Source organism: Microcoleus sp. FACHB-672, from assembly GCF_014695725.1.
Lineage (GTDB): Bacteria > Cyanobacteriota > Cyanobacteriia > Cyanobacteriales > Oscillatoriaceae > FACHB-68.
The window spans coordinates 156505-177408 of record NZ_JACJOU010000022.1; the positions used below are offsets into that span (position 1 = coordinate 156505).

General features: G+C 46.5%; 14 protein-coding genes and 1 tRNA gene. 5 read left to right on the forward strand and 10 right to left on the reverse strand.

Going from position 1 to position 20904, the window contains the following annotated elements:
• Nucleotides 1–410: 410 nt before the first annotated feature.
• Nucleotides 411–914 (reverse strand): hypothetical protein, encoded by a 504-nt coding sequence (locus H6F56_RS18365; protein ID WP_190671010.1) that lies wholly within the window; start codon nucleotides 912–914, stop codon nucleotides 411–413.
• Nucleotides 915–1364: 450 nt separating this feature from the next.
• Here H6F56_RS18365 and H6F56_RS18370 point away from each other — a divergent pair, with 450 nt between their 5' ends.
• The gene (locus H6F56_RS18370) at nucleotides 1365–5378 is read left to right on the forward strand and encodes a PAS domain S-box protein (RefSeq protein WP_206753416.1); all 4014 of its coding nucleotides are present in this window, start codon (nucleotides 1365–1367) and stop codon (nucleotides 5376–5378) included.
• Between the two features lie 198 nt (nucleotides 5379–5576).
• Here the strand turns inward: H6F56_RS18370 and H6F56_RS18375 are convergent, their stop codons facing one another.
• Nucleotides 5577–6074 (reverse strand): pentapeptide repeat-containing protein, encoded by a 498-nt coding sequence (locus tag H6F56_RS18375; protein WP_190671015.1) that lies wholly within the window; start codon nucleotides 6072–6074, stop codon nucleotides 5577–5579.
• Between the two features lie 669 nt (nucleotides 6075–6743).
• On the reverse strand, nucleotides 6744–7517 hold the full coding sequence (locus H6F56_RS18380; protein ID WP_190671017.1) for an HAD family hydrolase: 774 nt from the start codon (nucleotides 7515–7517) through the stop codon (nucleotides 6744–6746).
• Between the two features lie 29 nt (nucleotides 7518–7546).
• On the opposite strand from H6F56_RS18380, the gene H6F56_RS18385 reads away from it, so the two are divergent.
• The 4 genes from H6F56_RS18385 (at nucleotide 7547) to H6F56_RS18400 (ending at nucleotide 13464) form a co-directional block, all read left to right on the forward strand.
• Complete coding sequence (locus tag H6F56_RS18385) at nucleotides 7547–9232, forward strand: D-Ala-D-Ala carboxypeptidase family metallohydrolase (protein ID WP_190671020.1); 1686 nt, start codon at nucleotides 7547–7549, stop codon at nucleotides 9230–9232.
• Nucleotides 9233–9329: 97 nt separating this feature from the next.
• Nucleotides 9330–10316, forward strand: coding sequence for a hypothetical protein (locus H6F56_RS18390; protein ID WP_190671021.1), 987 nt, complete (start codon nucleotides 9330–9332; stop codon nucleotides 10314–10316).
• Between the two features lie 435 nt (nucleotides 10317–10751).
• Nucleotides 10752–10949 (forward strand): hypothetical protein, encoded by a 198-nt coding sequence (locus H6F56_RS18395; protein WP_190671023.1) that lies wholly within the window; start codon nucleotides 10752–10754, stop codon nucleotides 10947–10949.
• 514 nt (nucleotides 10950–11463) lie between these two features.
• Nucleotides 11464–13464: a cation:proton antiporter gene (locus H6F56_RS18400; RefSeq protein ID WP_190671026.1), complete on the forward strand. Its 2001-nt coding sequence runs from the start codon at nucleotides 11464–11466 to the stop codon at nucleotides 13462–13464.
• A gap of 6 nt (nucleotides 13465–13470) precedes the next feature.
• On the opposite strand, the gene H6F56_RS18405 is transcribed toward H6F56_RS18400, so the two are convergent.
• From H6F56_RS18405 to pyk, 7 genes are all read right to left on the reverse strand, one after another.
• On the reverse strand, nucleotides 13471–14892 hold the full coding sequence (locus tag H6F56_RS18405; RefSeq protein WP_190671028.1) for a tetratricopeptide repeat protein: 1422 nt from the start codon (nucleotides 14890–14892) through the stop codon (nucleotides 13471–13473).
• Entirely contained in the window at nucleotides 14889–16220 is a 1332-nt protein-coding gene (locus tag H6F56_RS18410) for an AAA family ATPase (RefSeq protein ID WP_190671031.1), read from the reverse strand. Before H6F56_RS18410 ends, H6F56_RS18405 begins: the two co-directional genes overlap by 4 nt.
• 399 nt (nucleotides 16221–16619) lie before the next feature.
• On the reverse strand, nucleotides 16620–17855 hold the full coding sequence (locus H6F56_RS18415; protein ID WP_242032071.1) for a clostripain-related cysteine peptidase: 1236 nt from the start codon (nucleotides 17853–17855) through the stop codon (nucleotides 16620–16622).
• Nucleotides 17856–17977: 122 nt separating this feature from the next.
• On the reverse strand, nucleotides 17978–18352 hold the full coding sequence (locus H6F56_RS18420; RefSeq protein WP_190671033.1) for a DUF5615 family PIN-like protein: 375 nt from the start codon (nucleotides 18350–18352) through the stop codon (nucleotides 17978–17980).
• A complete protein-coding gene (locus tag H6F56_RS18425; protein WP_190671036.1) occupies nucleotides 18336–18578 on the reverse strand; it encodes a DUF433 domain-containing protein in 243 nt (80 codons plus the stop codon). The genes H6F56_RS18420 and H6F56_RS18425 overlap by 17 nt, the downstream gene beginning before the upstream one ends.
• Nucleotides 18579–18762: 184 nt before the next feature.
• Nucleotides 18763–18834: transfer RNA gene (locus H6F56_RS18430), tRNA-Thr, on the reverse strand.
• A 62-nt stretch (nucleotides 18835–18896) separates the two neighbouring features.
• Nucleotides 18897–20702, reverse strand: a complete 1806-nt coding sequence (pyk, locus tag H6F56_RS18435) for a pyruvate kinase (protein WP_190671038.1) — start codon at nucleotides 20700–20702, stop codon at nucleotides 18897–18899.
• Nucleotides 20703–20904 lie beyond the last annotated feature (202 nt).

The following is a 20904-nucleotide window of genomic DNA, read 5'->3' on the forward strand; positions in this document are numbered from 1 at the left end:
AAAAGTTCATGTCTGAGTCAAACAATGGTTCAAAAAAAATGATTTCACTCGATGATGCCGCTGAACACTTCTAGTGTTGATGCCGGCCAAAAGCAGTGCAAAGACATCCATTAATCTCAACACTGTTTTGCCGGTTGCATCAAAATTTAGCAGTCATGCCGCTAGCAGGCACACCGACACTGATCTAGACCGCTAGGTGTATTCTGCTCTCCTAGCGGCAATTAAACATTCACGTCTTGGCATCCAGTGCTTGTGTTGCCGATTCGCACTCATGCAAGCTTTAAAGTCCTGTTGTTTTAAGCTTTAGTAAAAAGGTTATTTGCAACGGCACGGGGGCCGCCCAAATCAATCTGGACAATTATTTGGGATGTTTGTGGGGTTTCAAACCCCTCCTGCAAAACCGGCTGAATTCAGCCCCTGTCACCTCCCCTATCTTTTGCCGTCCAGGTGTTACCAAACAGGAAAAACTGATCTAGGAAAACATTGACTAAGTTAACTGGCCACTGCCGGTTTAACCGAGTTTGCGCCTCCTGATATGCACCCATTCTCTGGAGTCGCAAAAAAAGGCACCTCGCTCCTTTGAGCTTTGCCTCAGCATTCAGCAAGTCACACTGCCCATGACAGACGCCCTTTGACTCACCTTTAGCCGGCTTGCAAGCCCCCACCGGCACCCATAGCCGGTGCGCTTTGCCCACGCTTTGCGAACGAGCTTGACCTAGAACATCAGAAATTGACCGCCCCATCTTGGCAGGCGGTGATAGCTGTGGTCTGGTACGTGCCCCTTGCTCTTCCGTCAGGCGTACTCGGCGCATGGGGATATGGTAGCTCACCTCGTGTGGAGTGCAGAAGTTAACGACTCCATAATAAATAAAGATAATCGCTGCTGGCTTATCGACGCAAGCTCGCCACAGCAAAAAAGTCCCTCAACCGCTCTCGCTGTAGCCCCGGATTGCAAAACCTCACACTGGCTTGCTGAATCTTAAATTAATCCTAAGGAAAACCTTAAATTAATTTTTTTCTATCTAAAAACATTAAACTTTTATTTAAGCGATTGATTAGCGTGTTTCCTGACAAGTATTTCCTATTCTGTCGCTAGATTCGGTAAGCGATCCAGACTCAAAAACTGGCACAAGCTGAGTCCAAATTGCCACCTGCTAGACCTAAAAAATCCTTGAATGCAATTAAACTCATTGTCAGAAAAAAGACATATTCTGCGCGTTTCTGTCTTGTTAATCATAAGTGCAACCGGCTATAGAAGAAAAATACCTGGGTGAGCTGGCTTGCTGGCAGCACTGAAAATAGACATTTGATGAATTGCCATCGCGGTTGCAAATCAAAAGCAATCGAATAATTTAGATGTGCTAATGGACAAACCCGATCCGAGTAAAAATATTATGAACGAACTAGCCTTGACAGAGTCGGAATTAAAAGCCTTTTTCAACCTGTCATCAGATGTATTTTGTACGATCGGGCCGCACGGGTATTTCCAGACAGTCAACTGGGCGTGGGAAAGAATTTTAGGATGGACATCGGCAGACTGGCGTGAACAGCCTTGGATCGAGTTCGTACATCCGGATGATATAGCAGCCAGCTTAAGTGCGCTAGAAAAGTGTAGCACCGGCAGCATTTGCCACTTTGAAAATCGCTATCGCAACAAAACCGGCCTGTATCTGTGGCTGTCTTGGAGCGTCATGAGAGATGAAAATCAAATTCTTTATGCCAACGCCAGCGATATCACCGGCAGCAAACGATTAAAGCGGCAATTATCCGGACTTCAAGAACGCCTCAACGCATTTTTTGCCGCCGCCCCTGTCGGCTTAGCAATTTTAGACAAACAGTTGCGCTTTGTTCAAATTAATCAAACCCTAGCACAGCTCAATGGGATGCCGGTGAGCAAACATCTTGGCAAAACCTACCGGCAAGTCACGCCCCAACTCGCACCGGCTGTTGAGCCACTGCTGAAGAGAATACTCGCCAGTAATACCAACCTGATCAAAAGTGAACTCACCAGTGAATCCCTCAGCGATATTCAGCAAAAGCGTCACTGGCAAACCTCGATCTTTTCCATCGAAGACGGCGAAGGGGAACTCAGTGGCATTGGCACCATTGTCATGGAAATTACGGAAGTCAAGCAAGTCGAAGAACAGCTGCGTCACCGGCTTGCCATTGAAGAAATGATCGCCCGCATTTCCAAATTGTTCGTCTCGCCTCAAGTTAAACTCAATCAAGTTCTCCAACTGCTGGGAGAAGTGATCTGCGCCTCCCGCGCTCACATCTATCAAATTACCGAAGACGGCTGCAGAATGGACAGAACCTTTGAATGGCGTGCTGCCACAACTCAAGGGCAAATTGAGCCACTTCGCACGCTCAACACTGCCGAGTTTCCTTGGTGGATGCGGCAACTTAAGAGCCGGCAAATCATCATCATTCCAGATACGCTCACCATGCCGGCAGAAGCGGCTGCCGAACAAGAAATGTTGCGAACGCAACATATCCGCTCCCTGTTAGCCGTTCCCATCTATTCCACCACCGGCACGCTCATCGGCTTCATGGGATTTGATGACACCCAAAAAAAACGCACATGGTTGGCTGAAGATGTGCGGGCGCTACAAATTGTGAGTGAGATGATAGCCTGCGACTGGGCGCGAAAGCAGGCAGAAACAGAACTGCACCAAGTTAACCGCACACTTAGAGTCTTAAGCGCCTGCAACCAGGCAGTCGTCCGCGCCACCGAGGAAACCGAGTTACTAGACGATATCTGCCGGCTGATCGTAGAAGTGGGCGGTTATACTTCTGCGTGGGTAAGTGAGGAGAAAAAGCTCTTACCGGCTTCAGAAAAGCCAAGCAGTTCGGCCATTTATACCAGCCAACCTATGATTGTCAAAAATAACCCAAACACCCTTGATGACACAGCATCGAACTGGGAAGGGCACGATCGCAGCGATGCCGCACTTATTTCTCTGCCATTGATTGCCGGTGAACGCACGTTGGGAGCGCTTAACATTTACGCAGATCGAGCCGATGCCTTCGATGATGAAGAGTTACAACTACTAACAGAACTTGCCAGAGATTTAGCCTATGGCATCGTGTCACTGCGAACGCAAATTGAACACCGGCAAACCGAGGAAGCCCTTCGCAAAAGTGAAGCAGTGAATCGAGCTATTCTGACTGCCATCCCGGATGCCATGTTTCGCAGTACCAAAGATGGTACTTATATCGACTTCATTCCAGCGCAAAACTTCGAGATGTTAGCCCCTCCCCAGGCGTTTTTGGGCAAAAAAGTATCGCAAGTGTTGCCGGCTCAACTAGCAGAACAATTCACCCATAGCATCGAGCAAGTTCTGCAAACCGGCGAGACAGATATCCTGGAATACCAGCTGATGCAAAATGGCCTGATGCGGCATTACGAAGCGCGAACGGTTGTGAGCGGATATGATGAAGTTCTGTCAATGGTGCGCGACATTACCGAGAGCAAGCGTACCCAAGCAGCGCTGCAAGACTCAGAAGAACTTCATCGCATCACACTCAGCAACATTTCCGATGCCCTCTTCATCACCGATGACACCGGCACGTTGATCTATGTCGGTCCCAGTATTGCCCACACATTCAACTACTCTGTGTCAGAAGCTTATGCGTTAGGCAACGTTGCTAAGTTGCTGGGCGAGAATTTGTTCGATGTAAATCAGCTGGACAGCTTGGGAGAAATCCGCAATATTGAGCGCCAGATTAAAGATAAGTTCGGCAATTCCCATTTCATGCTTGTCAGTGTCAAGCGCGTTTCCATCAAACAAGGAACTGTGCTCTATACCTGCCGGGACATTACTGAGCGCAAACAGACAAAGCAAGCGCTTTTGCGCGTTAGAGCAGCCGTTGAAAGTGCCGGCGATGCGATTGCGATTTTTGATATTGCCGACACGCCGGTTTACCTTAATCCAGCGTTTGCCGAGCTATTTGAATACAGTTGCGAACAGCTAAAAGCAGCTGGAGGATCGGCAGTCGTTTTTGCTGAACCCTCCCTGGCAACTCAAGTATTTGATCGCGTCAGAAAGGGTAATTCTTGGCGGGGTGAAGTGCAGATGCACAGCCGCACCGGCACTCGTCATCCGGTTTTGCTTCGCGCTGACGCCATTAAGGATGAAACCGGCCAAATCGCCGGACTATTAGGGATTTTTACCGATATTTCCCAACGAGTCCGAGCAGAAGCCGCCTTGCGGCAAAGTGAGCGGCGCTTGAGTGCGGTGCTGGAGAATATGCCGGTGATGATGGATGCCTTTGATATATCGGGGAATATTATCGTTTGGAACCGCGAATGCGAACGAGTCACCGGCTACCAGGCATCGGAGATGGTTGGCAACCCGCAATGGCTAGAAATCTTGTGTCCAGATCCCGCCTATCGCGCCCTCATGATGGCCGAATGGCAACAACGTGGCAACAATTATCGAGACTGGGAGTGGAAATTTACCTGTAAAGATGGCAGTGTGAGAACGGTTGCGTGGTCTAACGTTTCTGAACAGGTTCCCCTTCCGGGATGGGTGGCTTGGGGTATTGGAGTGGACGTTACCGAGCGTCAACAAGCGGAAGCGGAAATTCGCCGGCTCAATGATGAACTTGAACAGCGAGTCATTGAACGCACGCGAGCACTGCAAGCCACCAACCAAGAGCTAGAAGCTTTTAGTTACTCAGTCTCTCACGATTTGCGAGCGCCCCTGCGGAGTATTAACGGCTTCAGTCAGGCGCTTTTAGAAGACTATGGGGAAACCCTAGATGCCACCGGCAAAGATTACCTCAGTCGTGTCTGTGCTGCCACTGCTCGAATGGGTCAGCTAATTGATGATTTACTGAGCTTGTCCCGTGTGACGCGCCGGGAACTTCATTTTTCACCCGTAAATTTAACCACTGTTGCCCAGAATGTGGCAGCAGAACTGCTGAGGACACAACCGCAACGCCCAGTCGAGTTTAAAATCGCAGAAGACCTCTTTACCAGTGGGGACGCTCAACTGCTGCGGGTGATGTTAGAAAACTTGCTGGGCAATGCCTGGAAGTTTACCAGCAAGCGCCCCCATGCTCGCATCGAATTTGGGGTTTGTCCGCTTTCCTGCGTTCCAGTTCTCCCCGCCATTGCGAATGACAACGGAGAAATAAGCCTTTGCCAATCGGTGTATTTTGTCCGCGACGATGGTGCCGGTTTTGATATGGCTTATGCAGATAAACTTTTTGGCCCTTTCCAGCGGCTTCATGCAATGGCTGATTTTGAAGGCACCGGCATTGGACTCGCAACAGTTCAGCGCATTATTCATCTTCACGGCGGTTTTGTCTGGGCTGAATCTGCGGTGGAGCAAGGCGCAACGTTTTATTTTACCTTGCAATGTGGGGTGTAAAGTCTGTGGAGATTGCCGCAATTGAAGGGAGATAAAATTTTCTGCCGGCAATGAATGAGTTGAGCAACATTAATTGTTTGGTCTTACTGAAGCTAAGACAGGGCAAGGAGTGAAGTTGTTATCCGTCAGGCAAAGCAGCTTTTGATCATGCCTGAAGCTCAACTCCACTCTCTAATCGCCTTTATTTGTGTAGAGTTTCTATTCAACGTTAACGCCCTCTGGCAGACGCGCACTTTCTAAATTGGCACTTTCCAGTGCTTGACTGGCGACATCAGCTTGCCGTAAATCGGCACTTAGCAAGTTAGCGTTATCAAGATTGGCATTGATCAGGTTGGCACCGATAAGGTTGGCGAATGACAGGTTGGCTTTCGAGAAGTTGACTTCCCTGAGATTTGCTTGATTCAATGACGCACTATTTAAATAGCTTTTGCTGAAATTCGCGCCCTCTAAATTTGCGTTCGTTAAATCCGCACCTTCTAAATTGGCAGATTCAAACGTCGCACCCTTAAGATTTGCCCCTCTTAAATCTGCGCCAATTAAGTGAGCACCGTTTAAATTAGCGCCGCTCAGATCGCATTGCTGACACAAATTTGTTTCCCGCAACTGTTTGACATGGGCGGGATTTTCTGCTTGCGCCGGCACTGCTAAACATAGCGTGAATATAAATGCTGTGGCATTTAAAATTACAGATTTCATTTGCCGAACCTCTCAGTGTTTGATAAATTTACTATGAGGCAATGCGAGTAAGTACAATGTAATCGAAATCTCAGGCAACTTGTGATAAAACGGATCAGGCTAAGTGAGCGAAGTCAGAAAGGGCTAGTGATTTAAATCAACTTTCTTAGTGTGATGACGCTCTGTTTATAATCAGATGATTTAGTTTCACCCAATCTTTCAGCCGCAAAGCACGCTTTCTTCACTTCGTATTCTGAGTTTTTCCGGCGCTTGCAAGAAGTTGTTAGTGAGTTGTCTATACAGTAGCCGATGGCGTATTCTCGACTCCACCGTCCGCACCCTTTTTAAAGAATTACCTCAAATCCATTCGTTAAGCATCAAGAGCGCTCTGTGCGGTCAAAACTGCGAGGAGTGCTTGTATGCCTTGCGTTTGGATTACTTCCACTATATTCAATTTGTTAAGGGGTAAGCCTTGACCCTTAGGTAGATTTAAGACTGAACTAAAGTTAAAGTTGATAACGTTTCGATCCCCGACTCTGTTTTAATCCCTAATCGCTGTGATATCCGCTACAGAGGCTACCTCCAACCCAGGAAAATTAGTAAAAACAAGTGAAAAAGAGAAATGAGTGGAACCTTTTTCCAGTAAAATGACTTTAGGTAACCGTGCTATTTCTAAGAGAAGTTCAAGACTTAATTGCTTAACAAAAAATGTGCTAACTCACAAAAACCCTCGGCTTCTACACCGGCAGTAATATAAGCCGGCAGATAGGTGAGTTCAGCGACATACTCCAATACATTCGCCACGCCCACAGAATGGGGAAAGATCGCACCATCAAATAAACTGGCATCATTCGGACTGTCACCCACCGTCACCACTTGCGCCGGCAGATATTGGGGAAAGTCATTCTGCAACACTTGCAGCACAGCCGCCGCTTTATCTTGTTCCAAGGGTTTGATGTGGCACTGCACAGAACTATAGGTAAAACCCCAACCCATCTGCCGGCATAACTCAGCAATCTGTTGTAAATCTGCCGGCGTCAGTCCCGCCACATCAAATGTCCAATCAGTAATCCGGAAACGATTGTCAACTGACTCCTGAATTCTGGGAAACCTAACTTTAAGTGAGTTAAACACCTGAGCCAACCTGTGCCGGTGTTCGGCAAGATCGGGAATCAGGGTTAAAGCCACCGGCACATCACAGCCGGCGCGATAAAATAACCCACCATTTTCCGCAATCGCACCGGCAACCGGCATTAAGCTACTTAGCCCACTCACCCAACCCGCAGAACGTCCCGTCACAATTAATACAGGAATGCCGGCAGCCGCTAAATTCTCTAACGCTTGTAGCAAATTTGGGGTAAACTTACCCCGCCATGTAAGCGTGCCATCCATATCAGTTGCAACAAAACGAATATTTCTAAACAAACCACCAGCTACAGCCTGAGATAAAGTGACAAAAGGCATGGCTATCCTCGCTCATCGCACGCTTGTTTATGGCTCAACTTTCACCAGATCAGCGCAATTATCTGTATCTTCAAGAAGCTGCAAGGGCCGGCATCCACAAGCCGATCTTGGCAGCACTTTACGCAGCGCACAACCAACCCACCCTGGCGGATGACGAAACCGGCTTAGGTGTCTCGCCGGCTAATCGGATTGCGCTGGAACAAGTCAGAACCCTAGGCGAACAAATTTACTATGCCGCCAATACGATCCGCAGTCTGAGTGAAAGTTTGGTTGCCCAGGGGTGGGCAGCCTCAGACTTATGGCACGCTGAAAAAGGTCGCTACACAGATCGCTTTATTCAAACCCTTGCTGTCGGCTACGCAGCGCCCGCCACTGATTCTACCGCTGCGCGGTTAGAAGCCTGTGACAAACAAAAATTGTTGCAAGCTTATGTGGAAGATTTCAAAATAGATTGTGAGATTGAAGACTTCCCGGAAAGTCAAGCTTATGTAGATCAAGCGCTGTTGGCACTGGTGAGTGAACTTTCCCGATATTACAACGGCTTGCCGGCTCAGCGCGATGCTTTGCTGGAAACAGCCCGGATTTGGAGCCGGTTGGACACGCGCGAAGCCACGATTGCCAAACTTCCTCAAGTGATTGCCTCTCTTAATATCCCGCAATCTGCGGATGCCTACGCTGAAAACTCCGATGAGTCCTATTTAGACGGGACTCTGCTGCAATTTGTCGAACAACTATCTCCCAACTACAGCGGCTACCCCCATCAACGAGAAGGACTGCTGCGACTGGTTCAAGTGTGGCGTCAGCTGGATTCCCGTGAAGAAGCCATTGTTTCTCTGAAAAAAAATACCTCTCCCGAACCTTTCCTCAAAATCCTCGATCCCGCCTTAATCGCCTTTGCGGGGCGTATTCCCCAGTATTATCGAGGTCAAGCCCATCAACGCAACGCCGTTACAGAAGCCGTCCGTATTTGGCGACAACTCGATTCGCGCACCGCAGCACTGATAAGTTTGGGAATTAAGGCGGAAAATTTAGAAGCCGGTAAAAGCGATCCCGCAGTTTTGGTGAAAGCCGCAGCGCAACTGGATCGAGAACTGCTGGCATTTGCGCGCCGGCTGTCAATTGAGTATAAGGAAGCGGATCACCAGCGAGAAGCCTTGATCGTCCTGGTTCAACGCTGGCGGCAAATGAGTACCAAAACTCAAGCGATTACATCATTATTTGATGACTTAAAACAAATGAATTTGGCACGTCGCGGCAGCCTGGAAGCTGCACCCGCGCCCTTAGTAATTGTGCCTAAGCCTCCTGAACGGTGGACTCCCAAAAACATTCAAATGTATGCCCCGATTATCCCAGATGGTTACTTTACCTGGGCAGAAGCCACCCACGGCGGCACGCGAATGCCGCCTGACCAAGCTACAGTAGATGCCATGATCCGCATCGCCAAACTCGCTCAGCGGGCGCGAGATCGCATTGGCCGGCCTTTGCGGATTACCAGTTGGTATCGTCCTGCTGAAATTAATCGCCGTGTGGGTGGGGTTTCTAACAGCCGGCATATCGTTGGAGATGCCATTGATTTTTATTGCGAGGGTCTCACGGGCAATCAACTTTACTGGTTTCTAGATCCCTGGTGGCCGGGAGGATTAGGCCGGTATTCCCGCTTTCCCTATCTCAGTCACATTGACGCTCGTAACTACCGATCGCGGTGGCTAAATTAGGATAGTGCTATGCAAGCTAGTTCTAATGTTGCAAAGCTATCGGTTTCCCAATCGATTTTAGATAAAAATAACCCTTAAATATTAACGGTGCGCCCTTATGTCAGTCTCAATCATCCTTGTTGATCCCTTGTTAGCGCAAGCCCCTGTTAAGCCGGCGGCTAAGGTGCAAAAACAATCTGCCTCTGTTAAACCGCCGGCTAAGGTGGAAAAACAATCTGCCGACCAAATGTGGATGGGGGTGTCTGGAGGACTTTTGTTTTTGCTGCTCGCTTTAGCCATCTTTGCCAAGCTGCAAATCGGTAACCTGAACAAAAAACTTAGGATGGAAGATTTTAAAAGTCGAGAGATGCAAAAGAAATACAAGCTGGCTCTCGGAACCCTCACGAAAATGGAAAAAAACCCAGACTTGGTTCACTCACGTGAGTTTAACTTAGATTATCTCAGAATGCGGATGGCAGAGGAAACGTTCCACTTTGCCATTGTTAATCAAATTAAAGTCAAGGTTAAAGATAAAATTTCTTTAGCCTTGCGTCCCACGCAAGAAACACGGGGGATGGGGCGTCAAGTTGATGAATTGTTTGATGTGGAATATGAAACCGGCGAAGGTGCGAAAATCACCAAGCGAGTTTTATTCCGCATTGAAATTAAATTAACAAAATTACCCACCCAACCGACCTCGGTAACCATTGGTCAAATTATTGACTGTATTGAAACCTACCTCAGCACATCCGAGGATCATGATACGTGGCAGCCAACGATTCAAGGTCGGGTTGCTTATATCCATTGGGATCAAAAGGCTAAACCTACGCCTATGCTGGTGCTAGAACAATCGAATGAAGGCGTCAACGTGACCTTCCGCACCCAACGACGCACAACCCCAACCTCCACCTCCGATCAGTCAGAAACCGAACAAATGCCTACCACAGGGCCGCAAACTTCTATCTCAACAGGGCGTCGTTCAACTTCTATAACCGGCGCACAGAAAACCTCTGGAAAGCCGGGTAAAACCGGCATCAACCCTCCCAAAAGCGACCAAACTTCCGGAAAAACTAGCGGGAAAAATGCCAAAACCGGCAAGCGTTAAGCATTAAATCTTAAAAACGAGATTTTTTTCTGCGGGTTTAGTTATTTTTAAATAACGTGCTTTCTACAGCTTGAGCGATACTTTCCTCCTGTCGCTATTTTTCTGTTTTTAGAAAAGATAAAACCTCCGGCTGGTTTGGAGACTGACACGGGGCGGGGATAATACTGTTTTTGCCATAGTCTTTTTATCAGAGGGATCAAGGGATCTACTACTTGCGATAGATAAGGCGGTTAATCACTTCGCTACTTGCGCTAGTGGTCTAGTGCCCAATGGATATGGTTTTATAAACTAAGTTAAATTGGCCGGCCAGCTTAAGTCTTGAACTAGGCTTGTTTGCTCAGCCGGCTGAATGATCAGATTAACTGTGACTCTCGGCTACCCAAAGCCAGTTAGGTGAAATCTCTTAGTTCTAAAACGATTTCCAGGGCATCTTTTATGCAAACCAGCAGCAAACAACACAAACGCGGAACCCTAGTTTCCTTAGAATTGATGAACCTTAACATTCACTTGCCGGAATTCCAGATGGGCTATAGAGATGGGTACACTCACCAATCCCAGCAATCGGATAATGCAGACTACAAAGTCGGCTATCTTCACGGTACGAGAGATCGAGTCTTCTATCGTGACTGTTAATCTAAAGCCGGCAAATTAAATGGCTGAAAGACTGGAAAGCAACAAATTTAAGATCACAGTCAATCAGCCACACTCAAACGTTGCCGGCTGTTCATATTTTTAAAATTATGATCAATCATAAAAATTATGCCTTAGATTTATGCTTTACCCGCAATGCCGGCAATTAGCTCACGATAGTTCTTTGACTTCCTTGAGAACAATTTGATAGTCTGCTTCGACCTCAATCCAATGAGTCTTAATGTAGGAAAAAGCCGCATTGATTTGCTTCTCACTCAAGTCAAACAAAGAACTTATAAACTTCGGGGCTAAGCTATCACCTTGGCAGGATAATCAGGCAATTTGAAGCGTACTCAGATGGGATAGCTTCACTTTCTGTTCTCCTGCAGAGTCAAACAAGATTGCAAATTTTACACAGCAGCCGGCATCGCGGTAATGACAAGTAATAACCTGTCGCTAACCTATCAGCAAGTAATTTGACGATATGCTGTAAGCAATCTCAAGGGGGATAGAGCAGATGTCGGGTGAGTTGACACTGATTGTCGAAATGGTGACAGTCTTAGGGGCTGCAACAACTGGGGGGTATTTCGCAAGCCGGTTACAACAGCCGGCATTGCTGGGATATCTATTGGGTGGTATTGTTGTCGGGCCGGCAGGATTGAAACTGATCTCTGCTGAAGGGGATATCCAGGTGCTATCTGAAGTTGGAGTAGCCCTGTTGCTATTTGCTTTAGGCGTTGAATTTTCGCTAAAAGAGCTGTTACGCGTTCGGAAAATAGCGCTGGGAGGGGGTTCCCTCCAAATCATTCTCACCATTCTTTTAGGCGGGGGACTCGCTTACCTGACGGGTTGGGTTGATACCGTTGCGACAGCAATTTTCCTCGGTGCAGTTCTTTCCCTCTCCTCTACCGCCGTTGTCCTCAAAAGTTTGATTGAGCGCAATGAAGTTCAGACGGCTCATGGTCAAGTGATGCTGGCAATCCTGATTGTACAAGATTTGGGTTTAGGACTGATGCTTGCAGTCCTTCCCGCCTTGACTCAACCAACCGAGGCGATTGGGATTGCGATTGCTAATGCGTTGTTGAAAGCCGTCCTTTTTATCGCTGGGGCAATTCTCGCGGGACGTTGGATCATCCCGTTTTTTATCCGCCTACTCGCTCAAACCGGCTCTCAAGAACTGTTTCTGCTGGGTATTTTAGTGCTTTGTTTAGGAATTGCCCTGTTTACCTCTGCCATTGGTTTAGGGATTGCAATGGGTGCATTTGTGGCAGGATTAATGATTTCTAATATTGAGTATGCCGATCATGCCCTGGATCGCATTCTGCCGATGCGAGATGTCTTTGCAACGCTGTTTTTTGCATCTATTGGAATATTAATTGATCCGGGTTTCTTGTTTGCCAATATCTGGATATTAACTGGATTAGTTGCGATTACGATGATTGGCAAAGCAACCATTGTGGCAATTATTGTTAACTTGTTTGGCTATCCCCTGAAAACAGCGTTAACAGTCGGGCTGGGCATCAATCAAATTGGGGAATTTTCCTTTGTATTAGCCGGCGTGGCTCAGAGTCAAGGACTTTTTTCAGAGAGACTTTATGGGCTGACTGTGGGAACAACGGCTGCGACTTTATTGATTACTCCTTTTTTACTGAAGGCAACACCCTCTTGGCTGCAGTGGTTGGAACAATTTCCCAGAATCAGTTCTCTCTTGCAATCGAACAATTCGCTTCACTTGGTTGAGTTTGAGGAAGAATTGACGAATCATGTGGTGGTGGCTGGGTATGGCAGAGTCGGGCAACCGCTGGTGCGAATGCTTTATTTTCAGGGACATCAAATTCTGGTGATTGATAATAATGAGGCATCTCTGCAAACGCTGCGAGAGCGAAAAATTCCTTACCTATTTGGAGATGCTTCGAGTCAGATGGTACTGGAAAAAGCGAATCTCAAAAAAGCAAAAGCAATGGCAATCGCGTTGCCAGATCCGATGGCAACCCGATTAACATTAAAGCGTGCCTTGAGTCTTGCCCCAGACTTAGATATTACGGTTCGTGCTCATATTAATGACGAAATTGATTCACTCTACCAATTAGGTGCTCAAGAAGTTGTTCAGCCTGAGTTTGAAGCATCTTTGGAAATGGGGGCACATCTGCTATTAAATCTTGGAGATTCGACGTATGATGTGCAGCAAGTTGTTAATCGTTATCGCAGTGGACGGTATCGGGATATTTTGCCAGAAAGGGCGGAATATTGGGGCGCGACTAATTTGGAGGCGGCAATTGAAGGATTACAACGAAACTGGTATGTGGTTCATCCAGACTCGCCTTTGCAGGGACTGACCCTTGCTCAATCTAAAGTGCGCCGGTTAACGGGTGCGACGATTATGGCAATTGAACGCAATAAGCAGCTTTATCGCTATCCGACAGGTGAAGTGATGCTGGAAGCCGGTGATCGATTATTGGTTGTGGCTAATCCTAAAGAGCATATTATATTTGCAAACCTGCTGAAAGGGGAACCTTAGGTGTTTTTAACATGGAGTTGACCTATTGTTCTCCTGATCTCCTTGAATGAGCATCTGAAATCGGCTATCTTCTCGGATGCTGTCAAAGTCAGATTCGGTTGCTGCCATTTGCCGATATTTGTCAGGGTTGAGTTGAATAGCCTGTTGGAGGTTTTTGAGGGCTAAGTCAGCGTTACCTTGTAAGGCGTAGCACCAAGCTTTGTTGTACCAAGCATAATGATAGTCCGGTTTAATGTTAACAGCTTTGTCATAGGAGGCAATCGCTTCTTCAGTGCGTCCTAAATTAGATAAGGCATAGCCCCGGTTGTTCCAGATCTCATGAGAGTCCGGTTTAATTTCAAGTGCTTTGTCGAAGGAAGCAATCGCTTCTTCATAGCGTCCTAAATTAGATAAAACAGCGCCCCGGTTGTACCAGGCTTCATGATCGCCCGGTTTAATTTCAAGTGCTTTGTCAAAGAAAGTAATCGCTTCTTCATAGCGTCCTAAATCATCTAAGGCACTACCCAGCCCGTACCAGGCTTTATGATCGTCCGGTTTAATTTTAACTACTTTATCGAAGGAATCAATCGCTTCTTCATAGCGTCCTAAATTAGATAAAACAGCGCCCCGGTTGTACCAGGCTTCATGATCGCCCGGTTTAATTTCAAGTGCTTTGTCAAAGAAAGCAATTGCTTCTTCAGCGCGTTCTAAATTACCTAAGACAGCGCACCTGATGTAACAGTCTTCATGCTTATCCGATGCAATTTCAATTGCTTTACTGATAATATCAATCGCTTCTTCAGTGCTTTTTGCATCAATAGAGAGTAATAATCTTCTAACAAAATACGCCAAATAAACTGCATCTTTAGAAGTTTGAGATAAAGTTTTTATTTCAATAAATTTTGCCTTTTGTTGTTGGTGACGAGGAAATTCAAAAAAACCAGAACGCCAGTCAAAAAAGTCGGGTGCGCGTTGAATGAAATACTTACTCCCAAATAAAGGCAACAGAAAGACAAAACAAACTGGAAAATGATCGCGGAGACGTTCCCGTTGCTGGTTCAGGTTCATTAAAACTCGCGGCACCCCTTCCCAACTATAGGAATATCGCTTTGAACTATCCCACCCACTTAATGCTTGATTCTGCTCATACTCATAAAAAGAATGCTCTAAGCCCTGAACGAATAAAATATTAATTTGTTCTCGATTTTGTAAATTTTTGACAACTTCATAAAAATTTTCAACAGCTTCTTTGAGCTGCAAAACTTCAATTGATTTTTGCGGAAGATCCCGTCTAACTTCCTCAATGAGTTTATTTCCTCGTGCCAGAGAACATTCCACAAACAGTAAGGCAAAGCCTTGGGTTCGCTTCAGCGTTCTGAGCAAAGCTTGATATTCTTCTTCTTCATCCGATTCTAAATCTTCATCCCATTCTGTCAGATCCATATTCATGATGGCAATTTCTTACAAGCGTTTTGAAATTCCTCAATGCCTTTAATCAGAGGATGAATATCGCTCCAGCGATGTAGTTCATCCTCACTGTCAAAATATTTATATTCTAAAAGACACCGATTAAATAACAACTTCCGGTATTTATGATCATTACGAATCTGCTTTGATTTTGCAACTTCTGCAAGCAGCATCCATTGGTCATCTTCAACCGTTCTGCGGTAAGTATCCCGTGCTTTTGTGATAGCCCTTTGCACAGCTTTTTTAGAAATTGGTAAGTCGCTTGTTTGCTCAATAGCCGATTTCATTAATAACAATAGATTTCGTACATGACCCCCACTCATTAAACATAATGCTTCCAGAGTTTTGGCACTATCAAAAATCTCAGTTTCCAGACATCGAGTTGGGGCAAACTGTCTAACTCGTTTCTCAATAACTTCCTTTATTTTGAGATAGCCAGGTTCATAAATTTGGCCCTCTGGAGTGTGCAGCATAATCATTGGCAACACTTGGGGATCGCTATAAATATCTCGTAAGTCTGCTGCACGACTGGAATACAGCAAAGAAATTGGCACTGTATAAACCAAATGACAATCTAATGCTTTGAGTTGTTCGTTACGATCTAAAAAGATTTCTTCATGATTGTTACGACCATTTTCATGAAAAATGGGGACAATTCGGTCTAAATTATCAGCAATCACGGCGAGTTGTTCATACCCAGAGGGTAAGTGTTTTTTAGCCTCATTAATAAATTGATTTAAGGCTTCAATTAATGTCACCGTATGGGGATTTACTTTTTCACGAATTTGATATCGTAAATCTGGAACACGTTTTAAATTACCTGTAATCTTTGCAAATAGTGCAATTTGACCTTCTACATTCAAACTTTCAAACTTAATTTCTGTCACTGCTAAATCTTTTAGCTCTTGCCAGCGAGATTTAAGCCACTCTAGTAATGGACTTGGGTTTGCCGTTTCCTTTAAATCTTCTAATAAATGCCGCGTACAAGCTAATAAAATATCTACATACTGAGCATCTTCTGGATGAATATCTTCCTCATCTGCTGCAAAATAAATTACCTTAATTTTATTTTCTTCTAAAAATTTTTTCAATCTCAGTAATTCCGTAGATTTACCTGCGCCCCGATGCCCTCCGTAAAGCTGGCACGTCATCCGGTTTGATCGCCGGATGCTGTTACCCAAGTCTTTCCGAATATCACCATCCCCCCGTACTTCTTCACAGTCCACATACACTGGATCGCCCGGTTGCAAAGGTTTATCTGGATCGAAAGCATTGTAGAGATTATCGAGTAATTCTTGATTATTAGTCATGAATAGCAAGCATAGAGTTTCTCAAATTTTACCCTGCCGGATTGAAATCCTGGTAGGGGCGGTTAGTCAGGACGGTGGGAAACCACATCTACACAAACCAAACTGGGTGCATCCCAGATTTACCCAAATATTGGGAGTAGGAGCATCTTGCTCCCTAAGTTGCCAACGGTTAATATGCCGGCGCGGATCTCAAAAAGCTAGCGCAGAGGGGTGCCGATTGCCTTTTAGGGGAATGAGTGCAGATTAGAAAGCGATTTGAGCGAAGTATTTTTTGTAATTAATAGCAAAGTGACCTCGCCGCTGTTGGCTTTAGATCCTCAGCTTCTTTTGCACAGATATATCTTAACTTTTTCTTCAGCCTCTTTTGGCAAATACATTCACCTCCACTCCAACAACTGCTCAACTGGATAACATTCGTCTATACAAGCTTACTAAATCAACTCTTTGAGACAAAGCAAGTGAGCTATAGCGCGAAATCGTTTGTTCAGTTTCTGGAAGATACAAACTCAAACCACAGAATTCTTTAATTTTAGAATTTTTTGAAAGGCGACGGTAAAGTTTTCCTCCTGTCTTGTAATGCGTAATAACTGATGAACGCAGAAATTCAGAAAACTCAGTCAACTCTTTTTGAGCTTGATTGTTGCTTCTTGAGAGATAGTCAAGTAAAACAAGTGCATCACAATGCTGTTCATCAAAATAGGGATAAGTTGAGAGTTCTGATAGCTTAACATCTGGTATCGGCTTATCCAAAATCTGCTGAACCACCCGTGAGAGTTTTTCTGGGAGATACTTAACAACTTGATTATCTACCAGAGTCAGCGTGTGGTACATATCAGCTCGCTCAGAATCCATAATCGCTATGGCTACTTCACGTCCATCAATCGATAATTTTTTTAGGCAATAAAAAAAACCTTCATAATAGTAATTTGGTGCGCCAAGATTAAGCTGAGAGGCAAGGGTATAGCGAGCGCAATTCCTAGCTTCGTACACAACTTCGAGTGTAGCTTTGTTACAGTTTTGAAAGAAAAGCAGCTCAACCCGTCCATTAGTCGATTGGTTAAAGCTGCTCACTGCATTAGCAAACTCGTCAACTCTCATCCAAGTTTGGGTTTGAGTCGTTGCTCTGTGGTCATCAGGACTAACTTCGTTAATCCTTCCCCCATGACCAACAATAATAACAGCCCAATGCTCTGCTTCAAACGTTTGATTTGCCCAAGCAAGGTACGCTGAAAAAGCAGATGCGTCGCTACTATCTTCCCCTTCTATATCAATCTCATTTATAGCTCCCTTTACAAGTAAGCGCCGGCGCATTTTTGGAGCGCCCCAGTAGTCTGACTGAACAACTACCACAACTTCAGAATTTTGTGTGCCATGACTTAGCATTTCAACGATTGGCTCACCAAAACTTGAAAGGTTGTTATCGTATGGCATCCAATACAAAACTACCCATTTATGGTGTGACTTAGTTTGGGAAGAGTTGGCACTCATAGCAAAGGTTAAATCCCTGCCGGCAACCCCAGCAAAACAAGCTGAACCCATTGCAATATATCGGCAGAAACTTCTTCGTTTCATAATGTAAAAAATAAGAACTTGGGCTTTGCAGTCTGTTGAAGCTAAATTAATATCGAATGCCAACAGGTAATGTTTCGGTTACTGCCCCACCGATAGATTAAGCGCTGCAACGATCTCTTTCATCGGCTGTAGATACATTTTTGCCCCAAACTGATCCTCTCTATAAGCGCTGTGCAACCAGATTGTTAGACATCAGGAACCAGCGGCAAGCGACGAATACGAATCCGGCTTGGCTCAACCGTAACTGCTGATCCTTGTGCCAACTCTTCCTCGCACTCAGCAATTACCATCAGCATCAGATCCGTTAATGCTTGGGCGCGTAACCTTTCAATCCGAATGCGAATGATCGAGGGAGAAGTTGCTTCATCAAGTGCTAGCAATGTATGAAAATCTGCATCGAGTGTAACAAGCACACGTTCCTCTTCCCCAGATATCTGGATGATTTCGGCATCTTCGGCTTCAAACATCCCAATTTCACTAACATGGATAGTATCGATGCCGGCATTCCGTAATAATGCTGTCGCAGAAAGGGGCAATCCCTGATCAAGCAACAGCTTCATCGCAGTTGGGTAGTTCAACGATTCGATCATCAAGATAAGAAGATACAAAAATTAGGGCTTGCCGGATATCTTCATCCTCTAGTTCTGGAAACTCTTGATGTAGTTCTTCTCGATCCGGATAAGTCGCTAGTAGCTCAATTACCCGACGAACAGTAAGGCGAAGATTACGAATACAGGGTTGCCCATTCATCCGGTTTGGGTTACTCGTAATACGATCCAGTTTCATTAGAGTAATTCCAATGTTTCATAATTATCTTAACCCTTAGCGAGCTTAAGCAATGCCTGAAAGAGAGGCTACACACATCCATTTCCCTAGGGGCAATCAAAGACTGCTGATACACTCAATGCGATTGATCAGCTTTTGAAGCCGGCATCCAATCCAGCGCCGTTTCTTGCCCAACAAAATTTAAAGCCGATGGCCGGATTTGAACCGGCGACCGTTCGATTACGAATCGAATGCTCTACCCCTGAGCTACACCGGCACGCACAATATTTAAGTATAGCATGATTGCTGGAATTTGTATCCAGCAATCAGCCAACAAATTTAAGTCGTCAAGGCAGCCTCTGTTTGGTTCGCGCCCATTGCGCCAGAACCGATTGCCCCGGAATAGACCAAGCCTCGCTGCATATCCAGCGTCAGAATGGCCCCATCCCGAATCACTCGCGTGGCATTCTTCACGCCCACAATCACCGGCAAGCCCAGCCGCAAACCGATAACCGCCGCGTGAGAAGTCATGCTCTCATCTTCAGTAATCACTGCTGCCGCCTTACGCATCGCCTCGACAAAATCAGCACTGGTGCGGGGGACAACCAAAATTTCCCCCGGGTTAAACGTCCCAATTTCCCCAGAACTGTGAGCCACCCGCGCCCGACCGCTGACAGCCCCATGCCCGATGCCGGTGCCCCGTCCTAGCACGGCAGTCACCACCTCAACTTTAACCAAATCCGTTGAGCCAGAAACCCCTTGCAACGTGCCGGCGGTCATCACCACCAAATCCCCATCAGAGAGCAATAGCTTCTCCTGAGCCACATTCAGCGCCGCTTGGAACGTCTGAGCCGTTGACGGCAAATCGAGAACCAACAACGGCTTCACACCCCACACCAACTGCAACTGCCGCGCCACATCCACATGAGGCGTCACCGCTAAAATCGGCGTTGTGGGACGGAACTTGGAGACATTACGGGCAGTTGAGCCGGTTTTGGTGAGGGTCATAATTGCCGAGGCCGTCAACTGCTCAGCAATTTGGCCCACCGCCTGACTGATGGCATTGGGAATCGACCGGCCGGTTGCTTCTATCTTGCCCATATTGGATCTGATTTGCTCTCGCTCAATCCGCATGGCAATTCGGGCCATCGTCTCCACAGCAGCAATTGGATATTTGCCCACCGCTGTTTCATTGGAGAGCATCACGGCATCCGTGCCATCAAGAATTGCATTCGCCACATCGGAAATCTCAGCCCGCGTCGGTCGAGGGCTGTTAACCATGCTATCTAACATCTGGGTGGCAGTGATCACAGGAATGCCCAAACGGTTAGAGGTGGCGATCAACCGCTTCTGTAGAATTGGCACGTCCTCCGCCGGCAGTTCCACCCCCAAGTCACCTCTGGCAACCATCACGCCATTACTCAGGGACAAAATCGCTTCCATCTGTTCGATGGCTTCGTGCTTTTCAATCTTGACAATCACCGGCACCTGCTTGCCGGCATTAGAAATAATTTCTTTGATTTCCAGCACATCTTCCGGGTTACGCACAAAACTCAGCGCCACCCAGTCCACACCTTGATCCAAACCGAACAGCAAATCCTGCCGGTCTTTATCCGTTAACGCCTTAATCGATAAGTAAACGCCCGGAAAATTAACACCTTTGTTGTTAGAAAGCGGGCCACCAACCACCACACGACAGTGCAGCTCATGGGCAGCGCGATCCACTTTTTCCACCCGCATTTCGACTCTGCCATCATCCAGCATAATCACCGCGCCAGCCGGCACTTCATCAGCCAGTGGCTCATAAGTCACCGAAGAAATATGCTGGGTGCCAGGGACTTGGCGACTGGTCAAAATGAAGGGATCGCCTTTTTCCAGCACGATTGGGCCGGTTTCAAAGCGCCCCAAACGAATTTTCGGGCCTTGCAAGTCTTGCAAAATGCCCACCGGCTGGTTGAGTTCAAACGACAGCTGCCGGATTAAGCGAATACTGCGCTGATGATCGTCGTGACTACCGTGGGAAAAATTAAGTCTTAGGGTTGTAGCACCGGCTTCTATTAACGCCCGCAGCACCTCTGGGCTACTTGTGGCAGGGCCAATGGTGGCGACAATTTTAGTCCGACGCAGGGAGTTTCGCAATTGCATGAATTCAAGTCCAGGGGGGGTAGATATAGAGTCGAAAGGTTCCCCTAATATTTGGCTAGTTTCTCATTATCAACCACACAGTTGATGCACTGGCAACAATTTATGCGGTTCTTGAGGGCAACAGCCTGCCGGTGGTTCCTCTCGATAGGGTGGGAAATCGAATTGGCTGACTTAACTGACAATCCTTGAGTTCTGACTCTCT

Coding starts and splice junctions, on each gene's coding strand:
- H6F56_RS18410 (WP_190671031.1), bottom strand. CDS start 16,220: ATGACTAATAATCAAGAATTACTCGATAATCTCTACAATGCTTTCGAT.
- H6F56_RS18390 (WP_190671021.1), top strand. CDS start 9,330: ATGTCAGTCTCAATCATCCTTGTTGATCCCTTGTTAGCGCAAGCCCCT.
- H6F56_RS18420 (WP_190671033.1), bottom strand. CDS start 18,352: ATGAAGCTGTTGCTTGATCAGGGATTGCCCCTTTCTGCGACAGCATTA.
- H6F56_RS18400 (WP_190671026.1), top strand. CDS start 11,464: ATGTCGGGTGAGTTGACACTGATTGTCGAAATGGTGACAGTCTTAGGG.
- H6F56_RS18425 (WP_190671036.1), bottom strand. CDS start 18,578: ATGAAACTGGATCGTATTACGAGTAACCCAAACCGGATGAATGGGCAA.
- H6F56_RS18385 (WP_190671020.1), top strand. CDS start 7,547: ATGGCTCAACTTTCACCAGATCAGCGCAATTATCTGTATCTTCAAGAA.
- H6F56_RS18395 (WP_190671023.1), top strand. CDS start 10,752: ATGCAAACCAGCAGCAAACAACACAAACGCGGAACCCTAGTTTCCTTA.
- H6F56_RS18370 (WP_206753416.1), top strand. CDS start 1,365: ATGGACAAACCCGATCCGAGTAAAAATATTATGAACGAACTAGCCTTG.
- H6F56_RS18380 (WP_190671017.1), bottom strand. CDS start 7,517: ATGCCTTTTGTCACTTTATCTCAGGCTGTAGCTGGTGGTTTGTTTAGA.
- pyk (WP_190671038.1), bottom strand. CDS start 20,702: ATGCAATTGCGAAACTCCCTGCGTCGGACTAAAATTGTCGCCACCATT.
- H6F56_RS18405 (WP_190671028.1), bottom strand. CDS start 14,892: ATGAATATGGATCTGACAGAATGGGATGAAGATTTAGAATCGGATGAA.
- H6F56_RS18375 (WP_190671015.1), bottom strand. CDS start 6,074: ATGAAATCTGTAATTTTAAATGCCACAGCATTTATATTCACGCTATGT.